The organism is Plesiomonas sp. (genome assembly GCF_051652165.1).
GTDB lineage: Bacteria > Pseudomonadota > Gammaproteobacteria > Enterobacterales > CAMTGL01 > Plesiomonas.
The window spans coordinates 40,093-62,966 of record NZ_JBOFTR010000016.1 but is presented as its reverse complement, the minus strand read 5'-3'; the positions used below and the strand labels follow the sequence as shown (position 1 = coordinate 62,966).

General features: G+C 42.9%; 19 protein-coding genes. 14 read left to right on the top strand and 5 right to left on the bottom strand.

The annotated features are described in order from the left end of the window. Positions 1–68 precede the first annotated feature (68 nt). From clpP to ACRC53_RS09885, 7 genes are all read left to right on the top strand, one after another. Entirely contained in the window at positions 69–692 is a 624-nt protein-coding gene (gene clpP / locus ACRC53_RS09915; RefSeq protein WP_438643270.1) for an ATP-dependent Clp endopeptidase proteolytic subunit ClpP, read from the top strand. Between the two features lie 83 nt (positions 693–775). Further along, entirely contained in the window at positions 776–2,050 is a 1,275-nt protein-coding gene (gene clpX / locus ACRC53_RS09910) for an ATP-dependent protease ATP-binding subunit ClpX (RefSeq protein WP_438643269.1), read from the top strand. 252 nt (positions 2,051–2,302) lie between these two features. Further along, entirely contained in the window at positions 2,303–4,660 is a 2,358-nt protein-coding gene (gene lon, locus ACRC53_RS09905) for an endopeptidase La (RefSeq protein ID WP_438643268.1), read from the top strand. Between the two features lie 254 nt (positions 4,661–4,914). Continuing rightward, the gene (hupB, locus tag ACRC53_RS09900; RefSeq protein WP_438643267.1) at positions 4,915–5,190 is read left to right on the top strand and encodes a nucleoid-associated protein HU-beta; all 276 of its coding nucleotides are present in this window, start codon (positions 4,915–4,917) and stop codon (positions 5,188–5,190) included. A 129-nt stretch (positions 5,191–5,319) separates the two neighbouring features. Beyond that, positions 5,320–7,188, top strand: a complete 1,869-nt coding sequence (ppiD, locus tag ACRC53_RS09895; RefSeq protein WP_438643266.1) for a peptidylprolyl isomerase — start codon at positions 5,320–5,322, stop codon at positions 7,186–7,188. 242 nt (positions 7,189–7,430) lie between these two features. Next, entirely contained in the window at positions 7,431–7,790 is a 360-nt protein-coding gene (locus ACRC53_RS09890) for a ComEA family DNA-binding protein (protein WP_438643265.1), read from the top strand. A 226-nt stretch (positions 7,791–8,016) separates the two neighbouring features. Continuing rightward, the gene (locus ACRC53_RS09885; protein WP_438643264.1) at positions 8,017–9,414 is read left to right on the top strand and encodes a coniferyl aldehyde dehydrogenase; all 1,398 of its coding nucleotides are present in this window, start codon (positions 8,017–8,019) and stop codon (positions 9,412–9,414) included. 52 nt (positions 9,415–9,466) lie between these two features. Here ACRC53_RS09885 and queC read toward each other — a convergent pair whose 3' ends face one another. After that, complete coding sequence (queC, locus tag ACRC53_RS09880; protein WP_438643263.1) at positions 9,467–10,159, bottom strand: 7-cyano-7-deazaguanine synthase QueC; 693 nt, start codon at positions 10,157–10,159, stop codon at positions 9,467–9,469. A gap of 190 nt (positions 10,160–10,349) precedes the next feature. Here queC and ydiK point away from each other — a divergent pair, with 190 nt between their 5' ends. Further along, complete coding sequence (gene ydiK / locus ACRC53_RS09875) at positions 10,350–11,501, top strand: AI-2E family transporter YdiK (protein WP_438643262.1); 1,152 nt, start codon at positions 10,350–10,352, stop codon at positions 11,499–11,501. A 175-nt stretch (positions 11,502–11,676) separates the two neighbouring features. Here the strand turns inward: ydiK and ACRC53_RS09870 are convergent, their stop codons facing one another. After that, positions 11,677–12,729 (bottom strand): PLP-dependent cysteine synthase family protein, encoded by a 1,053-nt coding sequence (locus tag ACRC53_RS09870; protein ID WP_438643261.1) that lies wholly within the window; start codon positions 12,727–12,729, stop codon positions 11,677–11,679. A gap of 110 nt (positions 12,730–12,839) precedes the next feature. Here ACRC53_RS09870 and ACRC53_RS09865 point away from each other — a divergent pair, with 110 nt between their 5' ends. The 4 genes from ACRC53_RS09865 to yfcD all read left to right on the top strand — a co-directional run bounded on the left by ACRC53_RS09865 (position 12,840) and on the right by yfcD (position 16,105). Then, complete coding sequence (locus ACRC53_RS09865) at positions 12,840–13,310, top strand: Lrp/AsnC family transcriptional regulator (RefSeq protein ID WP_438623076.1); 471 nt, start codon at positions 12,840–12,842, stop codon at positions 13,308–13,310. 311 nt (positions 13,311–13,621) lie between these two features. Next, positions 13,622–14,803 carry a thiolase family protein gene (locus ACRC53_RS09860; protein ID WP_438643260.1) on the top strand — a complete coding sequence of 394 codons (1,182 nt, stop codon included), beginning with the start codon at positions 13,622–13,624 and terminating at the stop codon, positions 14,801–14,803. A gap of 196 nt (positions 14,804–14,999) precedes the next feature. Continuing rightward, positions 15,000–15,551, top strand: a complete 552-nt coding sequence (yfcE, locus tag ACRC53_RS09855; protein ID WP_438643634.1) for a phosphodiesterase — start codon at positions 15,000–15,002, stop codon at positions 15,549–15,551. Between the two features lie 26 nt (positions 15,552–15,577). Continuing rightward, complete coding sequence (gene yfcD / locus ACRC53_RS09850) at positions 15,578–16,105, top strand: NUDIX hydrolase YfcD (protein ID WP_438623078.1); 528 nt, start codon at positions 15,578–15,580, stop codon at positions 16,103–16,105. Positions 16,106–16,268: 163 nt separating this feature from the next. On the opposite strand, the gene pta is transcribed toward yfcD, so the two are convergent. Further along, the gene (gene pta, locus ACRC53_RS09845; RefSeq protein WP_438643259.1) at positions 16,269–18,407 is read right to left on the bottom strand and encodes a phosphate acetyltransferase; all 2,139 of its coding nucleotides are present in this window, start codon (positions 18,405–18,407) and stop codon (positions 16,269–16,271) included. A gap of 75 nt (positions 18,408–18,482) precedes the next feature. Beyond that, a complete protein-coding gene (gene ackA, locus ACRC53_RS09840) occupies positions 18,483–19,685 on the bottom strand; it encodes an acetate kinase (protein ID WP_438643258.1) in 1,203 nt (400 codons plus the stop codon). A gap of 318 nt (positions 19,686–20,003) precedes the next feature. Between ackA and yfbV the strand changes: the two genes are divergently transcribed. Together yfbV and ACRC53_RS09830 are read left to right on the top strand one after the other, a co-directional pair. After that, on the top strand, positions 20,004–20,456 hold the full coding sequence (gene yfbV, locus ACRC53_RS09835; protein ID WP_438643257.1) for a terminus macrodomain insulation protein YfbV: 453 nt from the start codon (positions 20,004–20,006) through the stop codon (positions 20,454–20,456). A 466-nt stretch (positions 20,457–20,922) separates the two neighbouring features. Then, entirely contained in the window at positions 20,923–21,423 is a 501-nt protein-coding gene (locus ACRC53_RS09830) for a YfbU family protein (protein WP_438623082.1), read from the top strand. A gap of 227 nt (positions 21,424–21,650) precedes the next feature. Here the strand turns inward: ACRC53_RS09830 and ACRC53_RS09825 are convergent, their stop codons facing one another. Then, positions 21,651–22,625 carry a ChuX/HutX family heme-like substrate-binding protein gene (locus ACRC53_RS09825; protein WP_438643256.1) on the bottom strand — a complete coding sequence of 325 codons (975 nt, stop codon included), beginning with the start codon at positions 22,623–22,625 and terminating at the stop codon, positions 21,651–21,653. Positions 22,626–22,874 lie beyond the last annotated feature (249 nt).

The following is a 22,874-nucleotide window of genomic DNA, read 5'->3' as shown; positions in this document are numbered from 1 at the left end:
CGGCTCTTCTGCTATCTATGGCTCGGGTGAAGCATCACTCGGGCCATTTTTCTATTGGGGAGAAGACAATGTCATACAACGCAAAACAGGATGATTTCACCACGCGTATGGCCTTGGTGCCAATGGTCGTTGAACAGACATCACGTGGAGAGCGATCTTATGATATCTATTCCCGCCTGTTAAAAGAGCGTGTCATCTTTTTAACTGGGCAGGTAGAGGATCACATGGCGAATTTGATTGTCGCTCAACTGTTGTTCCTTGAGTCAGAAAACCCTGAAAAAGATATCTATTTGTACATCAATTCACCTGGTGGTTCAGTCACTGCAGGGATGTCTATCTATGACACCATGCAATTTATCAAACCTAATGTCAGCACCGTATGTATGGGGCAAGCCTGCTCAATGGGTGCGTTCTTACTGGCGGGTGGTGAAAAGGGTAAACGCTTTTGTTTACCAAATGGCCGGGTGATGATCCATCAACCTTTAGGTGGTTTTCAGGGGCAAGCCTCTGACATTCAGATTCATGCACAAGAGATCTTGAAAACAAAATTGAAACTGAATGAAACGTTGGCATTCCACACGGGTCAACCATTAGAAAAAATCGAACGCGATACTGACCGCGATAATTTCATGTCTGCTCAAGAGGCAGTCGAATATGGTCTGGTTGATGCAGCCCTCAGCCATCGCGAGTAATAGCGGCAAATTCTAGACACTGATATACACTCAACATAGGGTTTATCAGGTTCTAGGGCAGCGCCCTAATAAGAGGTTTACGAATGACAGATAAGCGCAAAGATGGCTCTGGCAAACTGTTGTATTGCTCCTTTTGCGGCAAAAGCCAACATGAGGTACGCAAGCTGATTGCTGGGCCATCGGTGTATATCTGCGATGAATGTGTCGATCTGTGTAACGACATCATCCGCGAAGAGATTAAAGAGCTATCTCCACGTCGTGATCGCAGTGCATTGCCTACACCACATGAAATCCGTAATCATCTCAACGATTACGTGATTGGCCAAGATCATGCCAAAAAAGTATTAGCAGTCGCCGTATATAACCACTACAAGCGGTTACGTAACGGCGACACTAACAACGGTGTGGAATTGGGTAAAAGTAATATCCTGTTGATCGGCCCAACCGGTAGCGGTAAAACATTACTGGCAGAAACACTGGCTCGCTTACTGGATGTGCCATTTACAATGGCCGATGCTACCACATTAACCGAGGCGGGTTATGTGGGTGAAGATGTTGAAAACATCATTCAAAAGCTGCTGCAAAAGTGTGACTATGATGTCTCTAAAGCCCAGCGTGGTATCGTCTATATTGATGAAATTGATAAAATTTCACGTAAATCAGATAATCCATCAATCACGCGTGATGTTTCTGGTGAAGGTGTACAGCAAGCATTATTGAAACTGATCGAAGGTACTGTTGCAGCAGTGCCTCCACAAGGAGGCCGCAAGCATCCACAACAAGAGTTTTTACAGGTTGATACCTCAAAAATTTTGTTTATCTGTGGTGGTGCATTTGCTGGCTTAGATAAAGTGGTTGAGCAACGTCTTAATACTGGAACAGGTATTGGTTTTGGTGCGCAGGTGAAAGGCAAAGATGATAAGTTTGGTTTAAGTGAACTTTTCACCCAAGTTGAGCCTGAAGATCTGATCAAGTTTGGCTTGATCCCTGAGTTTATTGGTCGTTTGCCGGTTGTTGCAACATTAACTGAGCTTGATGAAGCGGCGCTCATTCAGATCTTGCAAGAACCAAAGAATGCTTTGACCAAGCAGTTCCAAGCCTTGTTTGATCTTGAAGGCGTACAACTTGAGTTCCAAGAAGATGCTCTGATTGCCATTGCTAAAAAGGCGCTGGCACGTAAAACGGGAGCACGTGGATTGCGCTCAATTGTAGAAGCCGTATTGCTTGATACCATGTATGACTTACCTTCTTTAGAAGGTATTGAAAAAGTGGTAGTCAATGATGATGTTATTAACGGTACAGCAGCACCTATCTTGATCTATGCAAAACCAGAAGCACAAGCTTCTAATGCTGATTGATAAGTGATTAAACCCTATTTTTTATAGCTCTAGGGGTTAGCCAAGTAAAACGGAGCTTGACAAAAAGTATCGGTTGGCTGAACGTAAATACAAGTAATACGTTGCAAAAGGGAAGGGAAACCTTCCCTTTTTCTTTACCCTTCTTTTTTCTTTGGGAAGTTATCTGTTTAGCTGTTGAATCCTATTTTTCTGACCCCATATATTCAAATAACAATTATATTTGGCGGAAGCTAAGTCTGAAGAGAGAGTTCTATGAACCTGGAGCGTTCCGAGCGAATTGATATTCCTGTATTACCTTTGCGTGATGTTGTGGTTTATCCGCATATGGTTATCCCACTGTTTGTTGGGCGAGAGAAATCCATTCGCTGCTTAGAAGCAGCAATGGAGCAGGATAAACAAATCCTATTAGTGGCTCAAAAAGATGCCGCAACCGATGAGCCTGCTGCAACCGACTTACACCAAATTGGTACTGTTGCCACTATTTTACAAATGCTAAAATTGCCCGATGGCACAGTGAAAGTATTAGTGGAAGGGCAGCAGCGTGCGAAAGTCACCCTTTTGGTTGATAGCGATGAATTTTTCTCTGCTCAGGCTGAGTTTTTGCCTGCTACTGCCATTGATGATACAGAACAAGAAGTCCGTGTTCGTACAGTACTGACCCAATTTGAAGGCTACATTAAGCTTAACAAAAAAATTCCACCTGAAGTCTTAACATCACTGGCTGGCATTGATGATCCTGCTCGTTTGGCTGATACAATTGCAGCACACATGCCATTGAAAATAAAAGATAAGCAAACAGTATTAGAGATGACTAATGTCTCTGAGCGGCTTGAATATCTAATGGCCATGATGGAATCAGAAATCGATCTGCTACAAGTCGAAAAACGCATTCGTAACCGCGTGAAAAAGCAGATGGAAAAAAGCCAGCGCGAGTACTATCTGAATGAGCAAATGAAAGCCATTCAAAAAGAACTTGGCGAAATGGATGATGTTCCCGATGAGTTCGAAGGCTTAAAACAGAAAATTGAAGCGGCAAAAATGCCGAAAGAAGCACGTGAGAAAACAGAAGCTGAACTGCAAAAATTAAAAATGATGTCACCAATGTCAGCAGAAGCGACTGTAGTACGAGGCTATATTGACTGGATGCTACAAGTGCCTTGGCATCAGCGCAGCAAAGTGAAAAAAGATATCGCCAAAGCGCAAGAGATTCTTGATCAAGATCACTACGGTTTAGATCGCGTTAAAGAGCGTATTTTGGAATATCTGGCAGTACAAAGCCGAATCAACAAAATTAAAGGCCCAATCCTGTGTCTAGTTGGCCCACCGGGTGTGGGTAAAACGTCACTGGGGCAGTCTATTGCACAGGCTACAGGACGTAAATATGTCCGAATGGCACTGGGTGGCGTACGCGATGAGGCTGAGATCCGAGGCCATCGTCGTACCTATATTGGTTCAATGCCAGGTAAGCTGATCCAAAAAATGGCCAAAGTGGGTGTTAAAAACCCACTATTCTTGTTAGATGAAATAGACAAGATGGCATCTGACATGCGTGGTGATCCAGCTTCCGCACTGTTAGAGGTTCTTGATCCTGAGCAAAATGTTGCGTTTAATGATCATTACCTTGAAGTTGACTATGACCTGTCGGATGTGATGTTCGTGGCAACTTCGAACTCAATGAATATTCCAGGGCCGTTGCTTGATCGTATGGAAGTGATTCGTCTTTCTGGTTACACCGAAGATGAAAAACTGAATATTGCAAAACGCTATTTACTTGCAAAGCAAGTAGAGCGTAATGCACTGAAAGCCAATGAGCTGATTGTTGATGATAGCGCATTAATCAGTATTATTCGTTACTACACCCGTGAAGCAGGCGTACGTAGTTTAGAGCGTGAAATCTCTAAACTGTGCCGTAAAGCGGTGAAAAATTTACTGCTAAATAAATCACTCAAGAGCATTACGATTAACGCTGAAAACCTAAAAGAGTATCTCGGTGTACAGCGGTACGATTATGGCAAGAGTGATGGTGAAAACCACATCGGTGAAGTTACTGGCTTGGCATGGACAGAAGTAGGTGGCGATCTGCTGACCATTGAAACGGCTTCTGTTCCGGGTAAAGGTAAGCTGACCTATACCGGTTCACTTGGTGAAGTCATGCAAGAGTCTATTCAAGCGGCAATGACAGTCGTGCGTTCACGCGCTGAAATACTTGGAATTAATAGCGATTTTTATGAAAAACGCGATATTCATGTGCATGTACCAGAAGGGGCAACGCCTAAAGATGGTCCAAGTGCAGGTATTGCAATGTGTACCGCACTGGTCTCATGCCTAACAGGTAATCCAGTACGCGCTGATGTGGCGATGACCGGTGAAATTACCTTACGTGGTCAAGTGTTACCGATTGGTGGCCTTAAAGAGAAATTGCTGGCAGCACATCGTGGCGGTATCAAAGTGGTACTGATTCCGGAAGAGAATCGCCGTGATTTGGAAGAGATCCCTGATAATGTGATTGCTGATTTGCAAATTCATCCAGTCAGTAAAATTGACCAAGTTTTGAGCATTGCCTTAGAAAATAGTCCGTTTGGCGCTGATTTCCCTGCAGCAAAAGCGTGATCTATAGCAAGAAGTACTGAGAAACACAGACTGGTTTGGTTTTCTAGCCTTGCCAGTCTTTTTTTGCACAGTTACCGTAGCTGGCAACGTAACAAGATTAAATGGGCTCATCCCTTGTGTTACGAGGCTTATAACTTAAACAACCCAGCGTTTACGCTGCTTGCCAAGCTTGGGTAAGACTGATATAAAAGCGCCATCGTGACCCTAAAGGATAGTGTCGGGCATGATATGAGATTCTTAGAGGGGATGTAAGAGTGAACAAATCTCAACTGATTGATAAAATTGCAACTGATGCTGATATTTCGAAAGCAGCAGCAGGCCGTGCACTAGATGCATTCATTGATTCTGTAACTGACGCACTAAAATCAGGTGATCAAGTTGCATTAGTTGGATTCGGTACTTTTGCTGTACGCGAACGCGCTGCACGTACTGGCCGTAATCCACAAACAGGTAAAGAAATTGCTATTGATGCGGCTAAAGTACCTGGTTTTCGGGCAGGTAAAACACTAAAAGATGCTGTGAACAGTTAATTTTAGATAATTTATGCAAAATGTTGTCGCGTCTACAATCATCGACATTTTGTTATCATTGCAAGGCGCATCATTCGATGCGCTTTTTTTCTTATTTGACAGCGTAACAAGACGGAGCATTGTCAACTCATGATGGACAAATTGCGCGAAGCGCAACATAGCATCGCTCTTAAAGTTGTGCTCGGTATCATTATTCTGTCGTTCGTACTGACCGGCGTTCAAGGATTCCTCAGTGCAAGAGGCAACTATGTTGCTAAAGTCGATGGACAAGAGATTACTCGCCAGCAATTCGAGCAGGCATTCCAAACAGAGCGTAATAATTTACAACAGCGTATGGGTGATAACTTTAATACGTTAGCGGCAGACCCCAATTACCTCACTATGCTACGTAAAGAGGTCTTAAATCGCCTCATTGATGATGTCTTGTTAAATCAGTATGCCAAATCACTTGATTTACGCGTTAGCGATGATCAAATCAAGCAAAGTATTGTGACTATGCCTGAGTTCCAGAAAGATGGGCATTTTGATAACGCACAATATCTGGATTTAACTCAGCGTGCAGGGTTTACGCCGGAAGCTTTTAGTGAGTACATGCGTCAGCAAATGGTTCGTCAGCAGCTTTTATCTGCCTTTACTGCCAGTGATTTTGTGTTACCTAAAGAGAGTAACCAGACCTTTGCATTGCTGACACAAGAGCGTGATGTTCGTTTAGCGACTATTCCTGTTCAACCTCTTGAAGCAGCACAATCAGTCACTGAACAAGAGCTAAAAGACTATTACGATAAGAATCCAACTCGTTTTATGTCTCCTGAACAAGCAAAAGTACGTTATGTTGAGCTTAATGTCTCTGAACTGCAAAAAGCAGTAAAAGTAGATGATGCGGCGATTAGCCAATACTACCAAGAGAATAAAGCCCGCTTTAGTCAACCTGAACGTCGTAAATTAAGCCATATTTTAGTCAGCAACGAAAAAGCAGCACAAGATATCGAGGCCGAGCTTAAAAAAGGGGCTGATTTTGCTACTTTAGCAAAAGAAAAATCAGAAGATAAATTCTCTGCTCGTAAAGGCGGTGAATTAGGTTGGACAGATAAAGGTGTGATGGATCCTGCTTTTGATCAAGCTGCATTTGCACTTACAGCAAAAGGCGATATCTCTGGTATTGTAAAAACTCAATTTGGTTATCATGTGATCCGTTTAGATGATATTCAACCTGAGCAAGTACGCCCATTATCAGAAGTCCGTGATGACGTAGCTAAACAATTGCGCCATACAAAAGCAATGAATGAGTTTTATGCTTTGCAACAAAAAGCGAGTGATAAGGCATTTGAAAATCCAGATTCATTAGATGATGTTGAAGCAGTTACGGGCATAAAGGCGCAAGAAACCGGTTTGTTTGATGAGAAAAATATTCCTGCTGCACTTAATTATCCTGACGTTGTGAAAGCGATTTTTAGTGATGATTTAATCAACGGTAATGCTAACTCTGATGTTATCTCTGTAGATGATGAACATGCTTTTGTTATTCGTGTTATTGAGCATAAAAATGAGGCACGCAAACCACTTGCTGATGTGAGTGTAGACATTTCTGCATTATTGAAACATCAAAAAGCAGAAGTTGTTGCACAAGCAGAGGGAGCTAAATTACTGTCTGCATTGAAAGCGGGTAAAGGTGATGAGGCACTAAAAGCTGCATCACTCCAATTTGGGCAACCACAGACATTACAGCGTAATGCACCCGATCAGCAATTAACTGCGGCTGTTTTCAATCTGCCAAAACCACAAAATAATCAACCTGTGTATGGTTTAAGCCAAGACAATAAAGGTGATGTTGTACTGGTTGAACTCGTAAAAGTGCAGAGTGAAAATAATCCAGAAATGGCAAAAATGTTTGCTCAGCAACAACTTAATGGTGAGATGAATACAACGTTTGCTGCAATGTTAGCAAGCTTACGTGCAAATACTGAGATTAAATACGGTGATTTAGCAAACGTAGAGTAATATTCCACCTTTGTTGTCATTGTGTGCAACAACAAAAAGCCGCTTTTGCGGCTTTTTGCTTTTCGATAAACCAAAGATAGACTCTTTTTTTCTAGGCAGGCAGAGTTTAGAGCTAAATAACGGCTGTATTTTTTAAAGAGAGAGTGTCTATTTTGTATCTAAAAAAGAGATGTCAAGAGTGGTTGTATCAAGCGGGGCAACTATTATGTAGTTTGCTATTGATACTATGTTGTTATCTGTTAGTGATTATTAAAAGTTATGCAGAAAATGAGCGTTATATTATCAATGGTATTCCAATTGAAAATATTGAACAAGATAAAAGCTCCCCGGCCATTTCTACAGGCTCTTCAAACTCATCAGTAAATACTATTATCTCATCTACAATAGCAACGAATACCGTAAAATCAGAGCAAGTGAATATAAATACTGCCACTGTAGATGAGCTTGATCGGGTATTGCTTGGTATCGGAAAGAGTAAAGCACAAGCCATCGTAGATTATCGAATAAAAAACGGTGCATTTGTACGTGCAGAACAGTTGACCGAAGTAAAAGGTATTGGTGAGGGCATTTTGAAAAAAAACTTGTCACGAATTTTAATTTAAGCCAATAACATGAATTAAAATTTTAGTGTAAAAATATAGAGCTATTCGGTGAGTCAGTAATTTGTGTTGCAATATACGATTAAATTTATTGTTAACATTTTATAACTATAAATTCATAGAGGTTAGCAAAGAAACATATATTGTGAACATTTATCGTACCAGTATATGTGCCTGTTACTGATATATTAGGGTATCTATCAAACAAAAGAGTAAAGGAGTCAGCTTCATGAGTGCCGCACAACTCGCGTTTAACCGAGTCAAAGAGGCCTTTGATATCAATTCAAACCCTGATATCTCAATGCGCAGGCATTGGTTATTACAGTTACAAAGTGCGTTAAAACAGCACGAGCATGATCTCATTATTGCAATGGGTAAAGATTTTTCTAGCCGTTCAGAAATGGAAAGCCGTATGGCAGATTTAATGCCGTGTTATACACTCTTGCGGTATACATTAAAAAATTTGTCTCACTGGATGAAACCTGAAAAACGTCCTGTTGATTTAGTCTTTCGCCCAGGAAAAGCGTGGGTGGAATACCAACCTATTGGTGTTGTGGGTATTATTGCACCGTGGAATTATCCTGTTAATTTAGCTCTGTTACCTTTGATTACCGCATTAGCTGCAGGTAATCGTGTATTGTTAAAATTGTCTGAGTATACTCCTGAAACTAATCGCGTGCTGAGTAAGCTTCTGAGTGATGTGTTTAGTCATGAAGAGGTTGGTGTGATACAGGGAGGAACAAGTGTAGGTGAAGAGTTTTCTCGTTTGCCCTTTAACCATATTATTTTTACCGGTTCATCAGCTGTTGGACGCAAAGTCATGCGTGCTGCTGCTGAAAATTTAACACCCGTAACACTGGAATTAGGTGGAAAAAGCCCTGTATTAGTTGCACCAGATAGTGATGTTACACAACTTGCAGGCTCTATTGTATTTGGCAAATCACTCAATGCAGGGCAAACATGCATTGCACCTGATTATTTAATGTGCACAGCAGCTCAATGTGAGCCCTTAGTTGTAGCGATGCAAAAAGTATTTACTCAGCAATATCCTACAGCATTAGACAATGAAGCTTATACTTCTATTATTAATGAACAACACTTTCAACGTTTAATTCATTTATTAGCAGATGCAAAAAAATTAGGTGCAACAATCATCCCCTTGCAGCAACCGGCAATCGATGAAGCACGCCGGCGTATCGTACCCCACATTATCACTGGGGTGACAGATAATATGCTGATTATGCAAGAAGAGATTTTTGGGCCATTATTACCTATAAAAATATACGATGTCATTGGTTCTGCTTTACGTTATATCCACCTTAAACCTAAACCTTTAGCATTATATCTGATGACTTCAGAGCCATTTATCATAGAGATGTGCACTAAGCAGGTTCATTCAGGTGGATTATGCATTAACGAGACAATGTTGCATGCTGCAGTTGATAGTTTGCCTTTTGGTGGCATAGGGACATCGGGTGTAGGGTGTTATCATGGGCCTGAGGGATTTAAACGATTATCACACTCTAAAGCTGTTTTGCAGTATAAACGTGTCAACTTTAATTCGCTGATTCATCCGCCATATCGTTGGTGGCACCGTTTAGCTGTACGTTGGTTGTCACGTAAATAGCGGGGATATCCCCGCAAATATGCCAATATGTAAAGGTATAGATGAGTGAATTTCAATCAGTTAATTTGGTTTTTTGTTGCATACGTTGCATAACAACGGAAGGGTTTTTGATATATTCTTGTAAGCCTCGTGCACGTAAATGACAAGCTGCACACTCGCCACAACCATCTCCTGCAATAGCGTTATAACAGGTAAGGGTATTTTCTCGTACCCAAGATAAACGCCCGTAATAATCAGCTAATGCCCACGTTTCAGCTTTATTTAGCCACATTAATGGAGTATCAAATTGCACTGTACGGCCCATTCCTAGAGTAATAGCGTGGTTGAGTGCTTGTACAAACTCATCACGACAATCAGGATAACCTGAAAAATCAGTTTCACAGACTCCAGTGATGACATTTTTAGCACCAATTTGATAGGCATAGATAGAGGCAAGGGTCAAAAATAAAATATTTCGCCCTGGAACAAATGTACTCGGTACACCCTGAGTACACTCTGTCGGTACAGGGATGTTATCACGGGTCAGGCTACTGATCGCAAGTTCATTGAGTAGCGTGACATCCATTATTTTATGTGCTGTTACGCCTAACTCTATGGCTAATTTACGAGCAATATCAATTTCTGCGCGATGCCGTTGACCGTAATCAAAAGTAATACAGTGAACTTCATCATAAATTGAGAGAGCTTGAATTAGACAAGTGGTAGAATCTTGTCCTCCACTGAATACAACAACTGCTTTTGACATGAGATTAACTTCTATACTGATAAATAGTCGTAGCCAATTAAGACTGGGTATATGTTACGAAGATGCATGCCAATAAGCATAGAGAAAAGGTATAAGTTGTGCACGCGTTAAATGACATAACCTTGTGGATGTGTTGCAACAAGAAGAGTTTATCGCGCTGTTATTACTCAGATTTTTATAAAGGTTTTTTATGTCGAGTAAACCTATTGTGCCAAACACATTGGCTACATTGAATAAAACGATTCGTACTGATTTGGCAGGTACTGTTCTCAGTGTGCTATTTATTGGTATTTTAATCATTGCTACATTTTGGGTTGTAAACCCATTTTTACCGGCTTTAGTTTGGGCTACGATGATCGTGATTGCTACGTGGCCTATCTTGCTCTTTTTACAAAAAGTACTTTGGGGAAAACGTGGATTAGCCACATTAGTGATGACAATAGGGTTACTCTTATTATTTGTTATCCCTATTTTATTGGCGATTAGCACAATGATAGAAAATGCTCCTGCATTGATCGCATGGAGCAGCAAACTCTCTTCATTGCACATTCCTATACTCGATAATGTAAGTAAAATTCCGTGGATTGGGCCTAAACTGGCTGAGACATGGGGGCAAATACAGGCCAGTGGCGGTAAGGCACTTTTTAGCAAGTTGACACCTTATATTGGCAAAAGTTTAGGTTGGATTGCCTCACAAGCAGGCAACTTAGGTATGCTGGTTGTTCACTTTATTATTACGGTTGTTATCTGTGGTTTACTGTATAGCTCTGGAGAGTTAGCGGCTACGGGAATCCGCCGATTTACACGCCGTTTAGCTGGCGAGCGTGGTGATACAGCCGTCATTTTAGCATCACAGGCGATTCGAGCTGTGGCGTTGGGGGTTGTGGTTACCGCACTGGTTCAGTCTGGTTTAGCCGGTGTAGGGCTATTTATTGCCGGTGTTCCTTACGCTATGGTATTGACTGTGCTGATGTTCTTACTGGGAATTGCTCAGTTAGGCCCTGCATTGGTACTGTTTCCGGCTGTCGCGTGGATTTACTGGAGTGGTGATAATACGTGGGGTACATTCCTACTAGTATGGTCACTGCTGGTTGGTAGCATGGATAACTTCATGCGCCCAATGCTGATTAAGCGTGGTGCTGATTTACCGCTGATGCTGATCCTGACTGGTGTTATCGGTGGTTTGCTGGCGTTTGGTATTATCGGCTTATTTATCGGCCCTGTTGTGTTGGCTGTTGCTTATACACTGCTGGTGGCATGGATAAAAGAGGGCGATCAATCACAAACCGCTTCTACTGAGTCGGTTATTGCAGAGCAACCAACAGATACAGAGTGTAAATAACCAGAGTTATCATACCGACTTAAACTAGCTTGGTGAGCGGATATAACAGAACAACAAAAGCGGCTTTTAGTTATGCATTTATGCATTAATAGAAAGCCGCTTTCTCGTTTATTGTGTTGTAACTATGTTGTCTGTGTATCAGTTTGAACAAGTAAAACAGAAAAAATCGTTTGATTTACACCTGTGATAGCTGCTGAAGCTGTTGAAAATAGGGCGATATATCGCCTAGTGTGCCGCGTATCCATGCGGGATCATAATAGGTATCTAGGTAACGTTCACCACTGTCACACAATAGTGTCACGATTGAGCCTTGTTCATTATTTGCACGCATGCGTTGAGCTAATTGCAATGCTCCCCATACGTTAGTACCTGTTGATGCACCGACTTTCCGCCCTACTATTTTCTCTAGCCAGTGAATAGTTGCAATGCTGGCTAAATCAGGCACTTGCATCATTTCATCAATCACGCCGCAAATAAAAGAGGGCTCGGCACGCGGGCGGCCAATACCTTCAATTTTACTGCCACATCCGCAGGTCAAATCCCGATCATTACGGGTATAGCAATCAAAAAAGACAGAGTTTTCAGGGTCAACAACCAGCAATTCAGTGGGGTGTGATTTATAACGAATATAGCGGCCAATCGTTGCTGATGTTCCCCCTGTTCCGGCGCTCATGACTACGTAGCGCGGAATTGGGTGCGGTTCTAGCTCCATTTGGCGGAAAATGCTGTTTGCGATATTGTTATTTCCTCGCCAATCGGTAGCGCGTTCAGCATAGGTGAACTGATCCATATAATGGCCATTCAGTGTTTTTGCTAGATGTTCTGATTCCGCGTAAATCTCTGAGGAGTGATCAACAAAGTGGCACTTTCCGCCATAGAACTCAATTTGGGCAATTTTTGTTTTCGCTGTGGTACGTGGCATGACAGCAATAAAAGGTAAACCTAATAAGCGCGCAAAATAGGCTTCTGAAATGGCAGTGCTGCCTGATGATGCCTCGATAATAGGCGTGCCTTCTTTAATCCAGCCATTACATAAGCCGTACAGAAACAGTGAACGGGCTAAGCGGTGTTTTAAACTGCCGGTTGGGTGAGTGCTCTCATCCTTTAAATAGAGATCGATACCCGGAAAATTAGGCAGTGGCAGTTTTATCAGATGTGTATCAGCGGAGCGTTGAAAATCAGCTTCAATCGCGTGAATGGCACGGTTAACCCAAGATCGAGATGGCATATGTCAGCGTCCAGTACTGTTTTTTATTATCCTACCTAGCTGTGCGAAGAAAAACATTGCTATTATCCCTGCAATTACCTTATCAAGTAGAAAATTTTCCTAAAAAAATCATGTTGGATAAAATAGATCGTAAGTTACTGGCGTTGTTACAGCATAACAGTGCACTCTCTTTGCAGGAGTTGGCTGATACGGTAAATCTGACTACCACACCTTGCTGGAAGCGGTTAAAGCGTCTGGAAGAGAGTGGGGTGATCCGAGCGCGTGTGGCTTTGCTGGATGCAGAGAAAATTGGTGTTGGATTAACGGCATTTGTGCTGCTGAAAACACAAAATCATACCCGTGATTGGTATCAGGCTTTTGTGCAGCAGGTGAGTGAATGCCCTGAGGTGATGGAGTTTTACCGTATGGCCGGTGAATACGATTATTTACTGCGGGTTCAGGTTTCGGGAATGAAGCAGTTTGATACGTTTTACAAAAAACTGGTGAACAATGTGCAGGGGTTGAGTGAGGTAACATCAAGTTTTGCCATGGAGCAGATTAAATATACAACGGCATTGCCGCTCGATTTGCCTGCCGGATAACGTATTAAGTTTACTGACTACTTGTGATTACATCCGTATGCCGTTGAATGATAACAAATTCAGCGGCATTTTTTTGCAGTGAAAATGTTAATTGTTGTTAACATGTTTATTACATGTAATGCGCTGGCATACACTTAGTGCATTAAAACAGACAGACAGACAATTATTTTGGAATGTAGGTAATTTTTTTTTGGATATTCAGTTTTTTGTAAACTATAAGTCATCTATGGCGGGTAAAACTGAATACAGATGCATACTGAACAAAATTTACCCGTAGATAAAAAACAAAATAAGCCAAGGAAGAGGTTGTTATGTCTAAGAATATCGTTGTGTTGTCTGCTGTTCGTACCCCAATGGGTGGTTTTCAGGGCAGTTTGGGGGGATTTTCAGCCCCACAATTGGGCGCTGAAGTAATTAAAGCAGCAATAGAGCGTGCTGATATTCAAGCTGATCATGTTAATGAGGTATTGATGGGATGCGTATTGCCTGCTGGACAAGGGCAAGCACCTGCGCGTCAAGCGGCATTAGCTGCCGGTTTACCTGACAGTGTACCCTGCACGACAGTGAACAAAGTGTGTGGCTCAGGGATGAAAACCCTGATGCAGGCTACGGCAAGTTTGCGTACCGGTGAAGCAGATGTAATTGTTGCCGGCGGTATGGAAAGCATGACGCAATCCCCTTACATTCTTCCAGCAGCACGTGCTGGCTTACGTATGGGGCATGGTGCGGTAAAAGATCACATGTTTGCTGACGGTCTTGAGGATGCTTACAGCGGTAAGCTGATGGGTGTATTGGCGCAGCAAATGGCCGATAAGCGTGAACTTTCCCGTGAAGAGATGGATAACTTTGCGATAGCGTCACTGGCAAAAGCAAATAAAGCGATTGCTGAAGGCGCATTTGAAGCAGAAATTACACCCGTTACCGTTAGCAGCCGCAGTGGTAATACGCTGGTGGCTGTTGATGAGCAGCCGGGAAATGCTAAACCGGAGAAGATCCCAACGCTGCGCCCTGCCTTTGCGAAAGAGGGCACTATTACTGCCGCAAACTCCAGCTCCATTTCTGATGGTGCTGCAGCATTGGTATTAACAACGGAAGAGTATGCCGCCCAGCAAGGTTGCAAGCCGTTGGCTCGGATTGTCTCTTATGCATCACACGCCCAAGCACCTGAAGAGTTTACCGTAGCACCGGTAGGCGCTATTCGAAAAGCAATTGATCAGGCGGGTTGGTCGGTAGATGATATTGACTTGTTTGAAGTGAATGAAGCTTTTGCGATGGTAACTCTGCTGGCAATTAAAGATGTCGGTTTAGACAGTGCGAAAGTGAACGTACACGGTGGTGCATGTGCATTAGGGCATCCGCTGGGTGCTAGTGGTGCGCGTGTTGTGGTTACGCTGATCCACGCCTTGCGTCGCTACGGTAAAAAGCGTGGTTTAGCGGCGCTGTGTATCGGTGGTGGTGAAGGTATTGCCATGACAGTTGAGCTGATTGATTGATTTTAAAATCATACGCTTGAGTTGTTTTCTGCGCAAAAAATACAACGATTACGCTTTCATTTTTCAGGCTTAATCAGTATGTAATGTTATGCAATTAAAAGGCTTCATTTTGAAGCCTTTTATCTTATATGAATCATGGCATCTGTCCGATGGCTACGGTATTCTAGGCGTCTCTTTCCTCTGCTTTCCTATCACCATGAAATTGTTATTTGCTTCTGATCTGCATGGCTCGGTTGAGGCAACTGAGCGGGTATTACAACGGTTTGAACAACATCAGGCTGACTGGCTGATTTTACTCGGTGATCTGATGTATCATGGCCCGCGTAATCCGCTGCCTGCGGGTTATGCTCCTGCACAAGTTGCTGCGCTTTTAAATCCCTATAAAGATAAAATTATTGCGGTGCGTGGCAATTGTGAGAGTGACGTTGATCAGATGCTGCTACATTTTCCGGTGATGGCAGATTACCAGCAGGTTTTACTGCCTGCGCGACGGATATTTTTAACGCACGGACACCTTTATAACCCGCAGTCACTGCCACCGCTTGCCGTGGGAGATATACTGGCGTATGGGCATACGCACCTTCCGGTGGCTGAAATGTCAGGGGATATTATTGTATTTAACCCCGGTTCAGCGGCGCTGCCAAAAGGTGGATTTCCGGCAAGTTATGGTTTGCTGGCGGATAATCGGTTACAGGTATTGGCACTAGACACTCAGTCTGCCATTGCTGCTATCACAATTGACGCTTAATGATGATAAGTCAAGGATCGAACCTGATGGATACACTGGTGCAAGAGTGGGTTGATGTTGTGGATGAAGAGAACCGTGTGACAGATACGGTGTCTCGGCAGCAAGTTAGAGAGCAAAACCTGTGTCACCGTGCCACCTATATCATTGTGCACGATGGCATGGGTAATATTTTAGTTCAGCGTCGAACCGAGGGTAAAGATTTCTACCCCGGTTGGCTGGATGCGGCTGCCGGCGGTGTGGTGTCGGCGGGCGAGAGCATGAGTGAAGGGGCTAAGCGTGAAGGAGAAGAGGAGCTAGGTATTGCTGGCATTCCATTCCTTGATCATGGCAGTTTCTATTATGAGTCTGAAGATTGCAAAGTGTGGGGTGGGTTGTTCAGTTGTATCAGCCGAGGGCCATTTGCACTGCAAGAGTCAGAGATTGCAGAAGTGATGTGGATGTCTCTTGATGAGATAAACCAGCGTCGCCGTGAAATAACGCCAGATACTCGGGTTGCGCTTGATTTATGGCTTAACCGTAATAGCGGTGAGCTTTTTACTGAAAAAAGTCAGTAATTAACCGATTTAATGGCTGGGGTTAAATTCGAGCTAAGTGCAGACAATAAGTGCAGACAATTTTAGGCCGGATACGCGTTAGGTAAAACGTGGTTCGGGTATTAAATCGCGAATAAAAAAACCGGCTATCAGCCGGTTTTTTGTATTTCAGACAGAACAATAATTACTGTTGTGTCGCCTGAATTGCAGTCAGTGCGATGGTGTAGACAATATCGTCAACCAGTGCGCCGCGTGACAGGTCATTAACTGGCTTACGCATGCCTTGCAGCATTGGGCCGATAGAGACCAGATCAGCTGAACGCTGTACTGCTTTGTAGGTGGTGTTACCGGTATTCAGGTCTGGGAAGACGAATACGGTAGCTTGACCGGCTACTTTTGAGTTTGGTGCTTTTGATTTTGCTACGTCAGCCATGATAGCGGCATCGTATTGCAGTGGGCCGTCGATCATCAGATCTGGGCGTTTTTCTTGTGCAATACGGGTTGCTTCACGAACTTTCTCTACATCACTACCTGCACCTGAAGTACCGGTAGAGTAAGAGATCATGGCAACACGTGGGTCAATACCAAAGGCAATAGCAGACTCTGCAGATTGAATCGCGATTTCAGCCAGTTGCTCAGCAGTTGGATCTGGGTTGATTGCACAGTCACCGTAAACCAGTACTTGGTCAGGCAGCAGCATAAAGAACACAGAAGAAACCAGTGATGCACCCGGTGCTGTCTTGATCAGCTGCAAAGGTGGGCGAATGGTGTTGGCTGTGGTGTGAACCGCGCCAGATACCAGACCATCAACAGCAGAAGCTTCCAGCATCATTGTGCCCAGAACAACGGTGTCTTGCAGTTGTTCACGTGCAACAACTTCGGTCATACCCTTGTTTTTGCGCAGTTCAACCAAACGTGGAACGTAGGTTTCAATGACGTCAGCAGGGTTAACAATTTCGATACCCTTGCCCAGTGTTACGCCCTGAGAAGCAGCAACACGTTGGATCTCTTCTGGGTTACCCAGCAGGATACATTCGGCAATACCGCGCTCGGCACACAGTGCTGCAGCTTTGATAGTACGTGGCTCATCACCTTCTGGCAAAACAACACGCTTACCAGCTTTACGGGCTAGTTCAGTCAGTTGGTAGCGGAATGCTGGTGGAGACAGACGACGTGAACGGCTTGATGCCGCAGTCATTGACTCAATCCACTGGCCATCAATGTGTGAGGCGACGAAATCTTGAACTTTCTCGATCCGCTCTTTGTCGTCTACTGGCACTTCCAAGCTAAAGCTTTGCAGGCTCAGAGATGACTGCCACGTGTTGGTTTTTACGCCAAATACAGGCAAGCCGGTTTCAAATGCACGGGCACACAGCTCACGAACTTGAGGTTCGATAGCGTAACCACCAGTCAGTAGCAGAGCGCCAATTTCAACGCCGTTCATAGCAGCTAGTGAGGCAGCAACCAGAACATCAGAGCGATCAGCGGAGGTGACAAGCAGTGAGCCTGGGCGGAAATGCTCAACCATGTGCGGAATGCTACGCGCACAGAAGGTGACATTCTTAATACGACGGGTATTGATTTCACCTTCGTTGATGATTTCAGCATTCAGGTGCTTGGCCATATCGATTGCACGGGTGGCAATCAGATCAAAGCTCCAAGGCACACAACCTAGAACACGTAGTGGGCTGTTGGCAAATAGTTGCAAAACTTCAACGTTAGCTGATTTTGCTTTGCTGCTGTCATCAAAAATTTCAGACAGGTCTGGGCGAGTACGGCCCATTTCATCAACGGGTGCGTTCAGTTTGTTAACAATCACACCTGCGATAGATTGGTTTTTCAATCCACCGAAGTTAGAGCATGCCACTTCAAGACGCTCTTTGAGCTCTTCAGGGGAATCGGTGCCCGGAGTGATAACAAATACGATCTCTGCGCCTAATGTCTTTGCAATGTCAAAGTTGACGTTGTTGGCGAAAGACTGCTTACGCGTTGGCACTAAACCTTCGATCAGAACGGTATCAGCATCTTTAGTTTCTTCGCTGAAACGCGCAACAATCTGCTCAAGCAGTACATCAGTCTGGCCGCTGCCGATCAGGTTTTCGGCAAAGCTCAGGGCAAACGGCTCGATAGTTTTTACGGTGCCGTTAGCGTTGATAATGCTGCTGGTCAGATCCGGCTCATTGCCGCCCTGACGTGGCTGACAGATAGGTTTGAAGAAGTTGACGTTAACGCCTTTGCGCTCCATCGCGCGTACAACACCTAGACTGACGCTGGTCAGACCGACACCGGTGCCGATGGGAACTAACATGATGGTACGGGACACGGCTAAACCTCTATTCGGTTGGGCTAGAATGCAAAAAAGCACCGCCAGCAGAGCTGACGGTGCGGAAGTCGTTGATTATGCAGTCAGACGTGCAGCGTCTTGTGCAATCACCAGCTCTTCATTGGTTGGGATGACCAGAGCAGGGCGGCTGTTGGCAGTGGCAATGTTGCCAGACTTACCAAAGCGTGCCTTCAGGTTGCCTTCTGGATCAACATCAAAGCCCAGAACAGCCAGTTTCTTCATGGTCAGCTCACGAACTAGAGCTGAGTTTTCACCGATACCACCCGTAAAGATGATAGCGTCAAGACGGCCTTCCATTGCAGCAGCATAAGATGCTACGTATTTTGCTAAACGGTAGCAGAATACATCCATAGCACGTTTCGCGTTTTCAGCAGTTTCGTAGTTATCTTCAACGTAACGGCAGTCGTTAGACACTTCGGTCAGACCCAGTAGGCCTGATTTTTTGGTCAGCATTTCGTTGATTTCAGCAACAGACATGCCCATTGCGTCGTGCAGGTGGAATACGATAGCAGGATCGATATCACCTGAACGTGTACCCATAACCAAACCTTCTAATGGCGTTAAACCCATAGAGGTATCAACACATTTACCGTTACGAATAGCAGCAACAGAAGCACCATTACCTAAATGGCAAGTGATAACATTCAGCTCTTCTACTGGTTTGTTCAGCATTTTTGCAGCTTCACGGCTAACATAGAAGTGGCTAGTACCGTGTGCACCGTAACGGCGAATATGCTGTTCGGTATATAGGTTGTATGGTAGAGCGTACAGGTATGCCTCTTGTGGCATAGTCTGATGGAATGCCGTATCAAATACAGCAACGTTTTTGTCTGCCAAATTTGGAAACTCTTTCAGTGCTTCTTCAATACCGATCAAGTGGGCTGGGTTATGTAGCGGCGCAAAAGGAATCGCGGCTTTAATACCGTCGATAACGTTCGTGTTGATCACAGCAGAAGCAGTGAAGCTTTCACCGCCATGAACAATACGATGACCAATCGCGGTCAGGTTAGCAGAGAGCTCCGGCTTTTGCGGTAGGATGGTGTTCACGATATAGCTCAGTGCTTCTGCGTGTGCAGCGTCTGCACCCAATTCAGCCTCGTGTTTTGCACCGTCCATTTTCCACTTGATACGGGCTTCCAGCAGGTTAAAACACTCGGCCAGACCAGAGAGATGCTCATCACCTGTTACTGCATCAATGATGGCGAACTTCAGTGAGGAACTACCGCAGTTTAAAACCAGAACCAGCTTGCTCGACATGAGAAAGTACCTATACGTCTAAATCGGATGATCATGACATGAACAAATCGCGTACAATCCTAAAATCGTAGTGCATTATTGGGAAACGTGCTCAGTTTTAAGCAAAAGTATGTTTCTCCGATAATCTGACACAGAAAAGTAGATGACACCTGCTTTATATACGACTATGGTTGAATCATTCTGTTCATGCTTGTGTGAGAGCATAGAATAGCGATACTTACCGCAAATCACAAAATAAATTGAATAAATAAGCTTAATTTTAATCAATTTTTACTTAAATAGTTTAATCGTTGCACTTTTTTTTGATTCGGAGGGCATATGAGTGATGTAAATCCAGGTTGGATGCAGCTGCTCCGCGATGGGCAAACCTATATGAATTTATGGCCAGTAGAGAAGCGTTTGGCGATAATTTTTCCTGAGCCTCGTATCATCAAAACAACGAAGTTTGCACAACGTTTTATGCCGGCATTGGCGGTGTTCAGTGTGGCATGGCAGATGTCTGTGGGTGGTGGCGATAATATGGCGATTGCTGTGATCGTGGCGCTGTTTTCGCTCAGTTTGCCGTTGCAAGGGTTGTGGTGGTTAGGGAAACGGGCAAATACACGTTTGCCACCCTCTTTGACCCAGTGGTATAGAGATATCTACCACAAAATGCAAGCGGGTGGGATGGCGCTGTTACCGGTAGCCGGTAATCCCCGTTATCAGGAGTTAGCAGATCTACTTAATCGTGCACTTAAAAAACCCGAATGGCAGATTTTAGATGAGCTGTAGCTGATTCGCTGTAACTACGCTGTTGTAACTAGGCTAAGGCATATATTGCAGTACTGAGGTATATACTAAGGCGTGGTGTTGTATATCACAGGCTTACTGGGTCTGATTGTCGGACAGTAGGTCTGTGTTGTTTTTGGTTTTTATCCTTTCCTTTAAATAAAGTCTTTTTATTTTTTGATCTGAATCACAATGAATGTTTTGTTTTGCGACTGGCTGTGAAACAAAACGTGTTTAAAATCAAAAAACTGATGTGATGACCATGCTATTTTATGACAACTTTGTGGATGAAATGTTTTTCACGACCACAGTGTTAGTTTATTAAACTGAAACGATACAGCTTATTCAGGATGGGTGATTTTTGCGTGTAAAACGTGAAAATACGGTGGCTGATGTTATTTGAGCCGGTATAAAGGCAATACACTGTTGTGGTGCAAAACTTTTATTTTTCTTATGCGGAGAGCAAACCATGGAAATGACGAACGCCCAGCGTCTGATTTTATCGAACCAGTATAATTTGATGGCGATGATGGATCCGAATAATGCCGCGCGTTATCGTCGTTTGCAGACAATTGTTGAGTGTGGTTATGGTTTGCAGTTGCGGGAGTTGGATCGTCATTTTGGTGATCTAAGCGAAGAGGATTGCCGCACGATTATTGATGCAATGGAGATGTACCACGCTCTGCAGGTATCATTTAATAATTTGAGTGCTGATACTCAGCAGCCGATTGATTCACGCCGTTTAAGTTTTTTAGGGTTTGATGCGGCCACAGAGCCACATTTACTGGGATATGTTCGCTTTCTGGTAGAAACGGAAGGCCGTTACCCGCAGTTTGATGCGTCTGTACACGGGTTTAATGCCCAGATGCCGATGTGGGATAAATATCAGCGTATGTTGAATGTATGGCATGCGTGCCCGCGCCAGTATCACTTGTGTGCTGCTGAAATTGCACAGGTGCTGAATGCGTAACGCATTCGATATTATTTAAGTGTTACTGTAGATAATAAAAAGCCCTCAGGCTATTTCCGAGGGTTTTTTATTATCATCTATTGTGATGCGTGTTATTAAAAATAGAGTAAGAGAACGGAATAATAGAAAGCAGTATCAGGGAAATTGCCTAAATAGTTTGTTTTTAAATAAACTGCCTTAATGTTGTGAGTTTTTCAATAAGCAGTATGATTTTATTTTATATAAATCTAAATTATTACTGGAAGTTTTGTGATTATTTTATTCCAGACCTCACTTTGTTTAAAACCCTCTGTTCTCACACCATAAAATTGTGCGATATGATTTTCATCTTTGTCAAAAAACTCTAAGCTTGTTATATATCCACTTTCTGATCTTTTATTTACAACCCATGCTTGTTCGATGTCTTTAGTAGATATTTTTATAATTGCCTTTTCTCCTTCATATGTCTTACCATGAATGACGATTTTATTATTATTGATTGGCACTAGTTTTAATACAGGCCCTGTATATACGTGTACTACAGCATTATTTCCAATAAAGGCCATAAAGTGTTCTTTTTTTTGCTGAAGAGCTGTTAATACAGACCATATACTATGGGTATCAACTTGATAAGCGAGATCATCTGGAACAGATCTAAACGCATCTAACTTGCTTATTTCAAGCTGTTGTAGCATAGGGTAAAAATGATGAACATCAGTGAGATTTCGCCATAACTCCTCTACATCACTGTTACTGTTTATTTTCTTTAATTTCCCTTTTTTCGATTCTATATTAGTAATAGTTTCTTGAATATCATCTTTTGATTCAAAGTTAATACGAAGAACAATAGATTGACTTTTATCTAAAAAAATAGCTCTATAATTATTATCTGTATTTATGTTTTTTTCGAGCACAAAGCTTTCTATTTCCCCTGGAATTATTCTTAAATCAACACCTTTTGGATTTAAAAGTAAATGCCCATTTGCTGCAGGTTCGGTTATTCTTCCCTTTACGCTAATAAATGAATGTTGTGATTTACCTGTAAAAGTAATGACTTCTGCTTTGGATTTTGAACTGTAACTGTGTTTTATTTTATCAAAAGCAAATTTCAATGAATGTGATGACGATGCTTCTTTATTGTTTATTCCAAAAGCATGACTTGTTTCATTTATTGAATAAACAAGATTGCTTATAGTGTTTGTATTTATCGAGTTGTTCTTCATTGTTTTTTCCTGATTTATTTTGTATTAAATTAATTTTAATCGTGCAGTTCTCTTTATGTTATTTTACCTTTAGCTATTTAAATTTAGCTATCAGGTAAATGCAGTGATTTCTAAATTTTAAGAATAATGTGTATTTAAATAAATAGTGTATTGCTGTAATAGTAAAGTACTTATGCTCTGTGATTAAAAATTAGTTAAAATTACAGATTAATATGTTTTTAAAGAGTTTATTTTCTTGAAAATAATGTA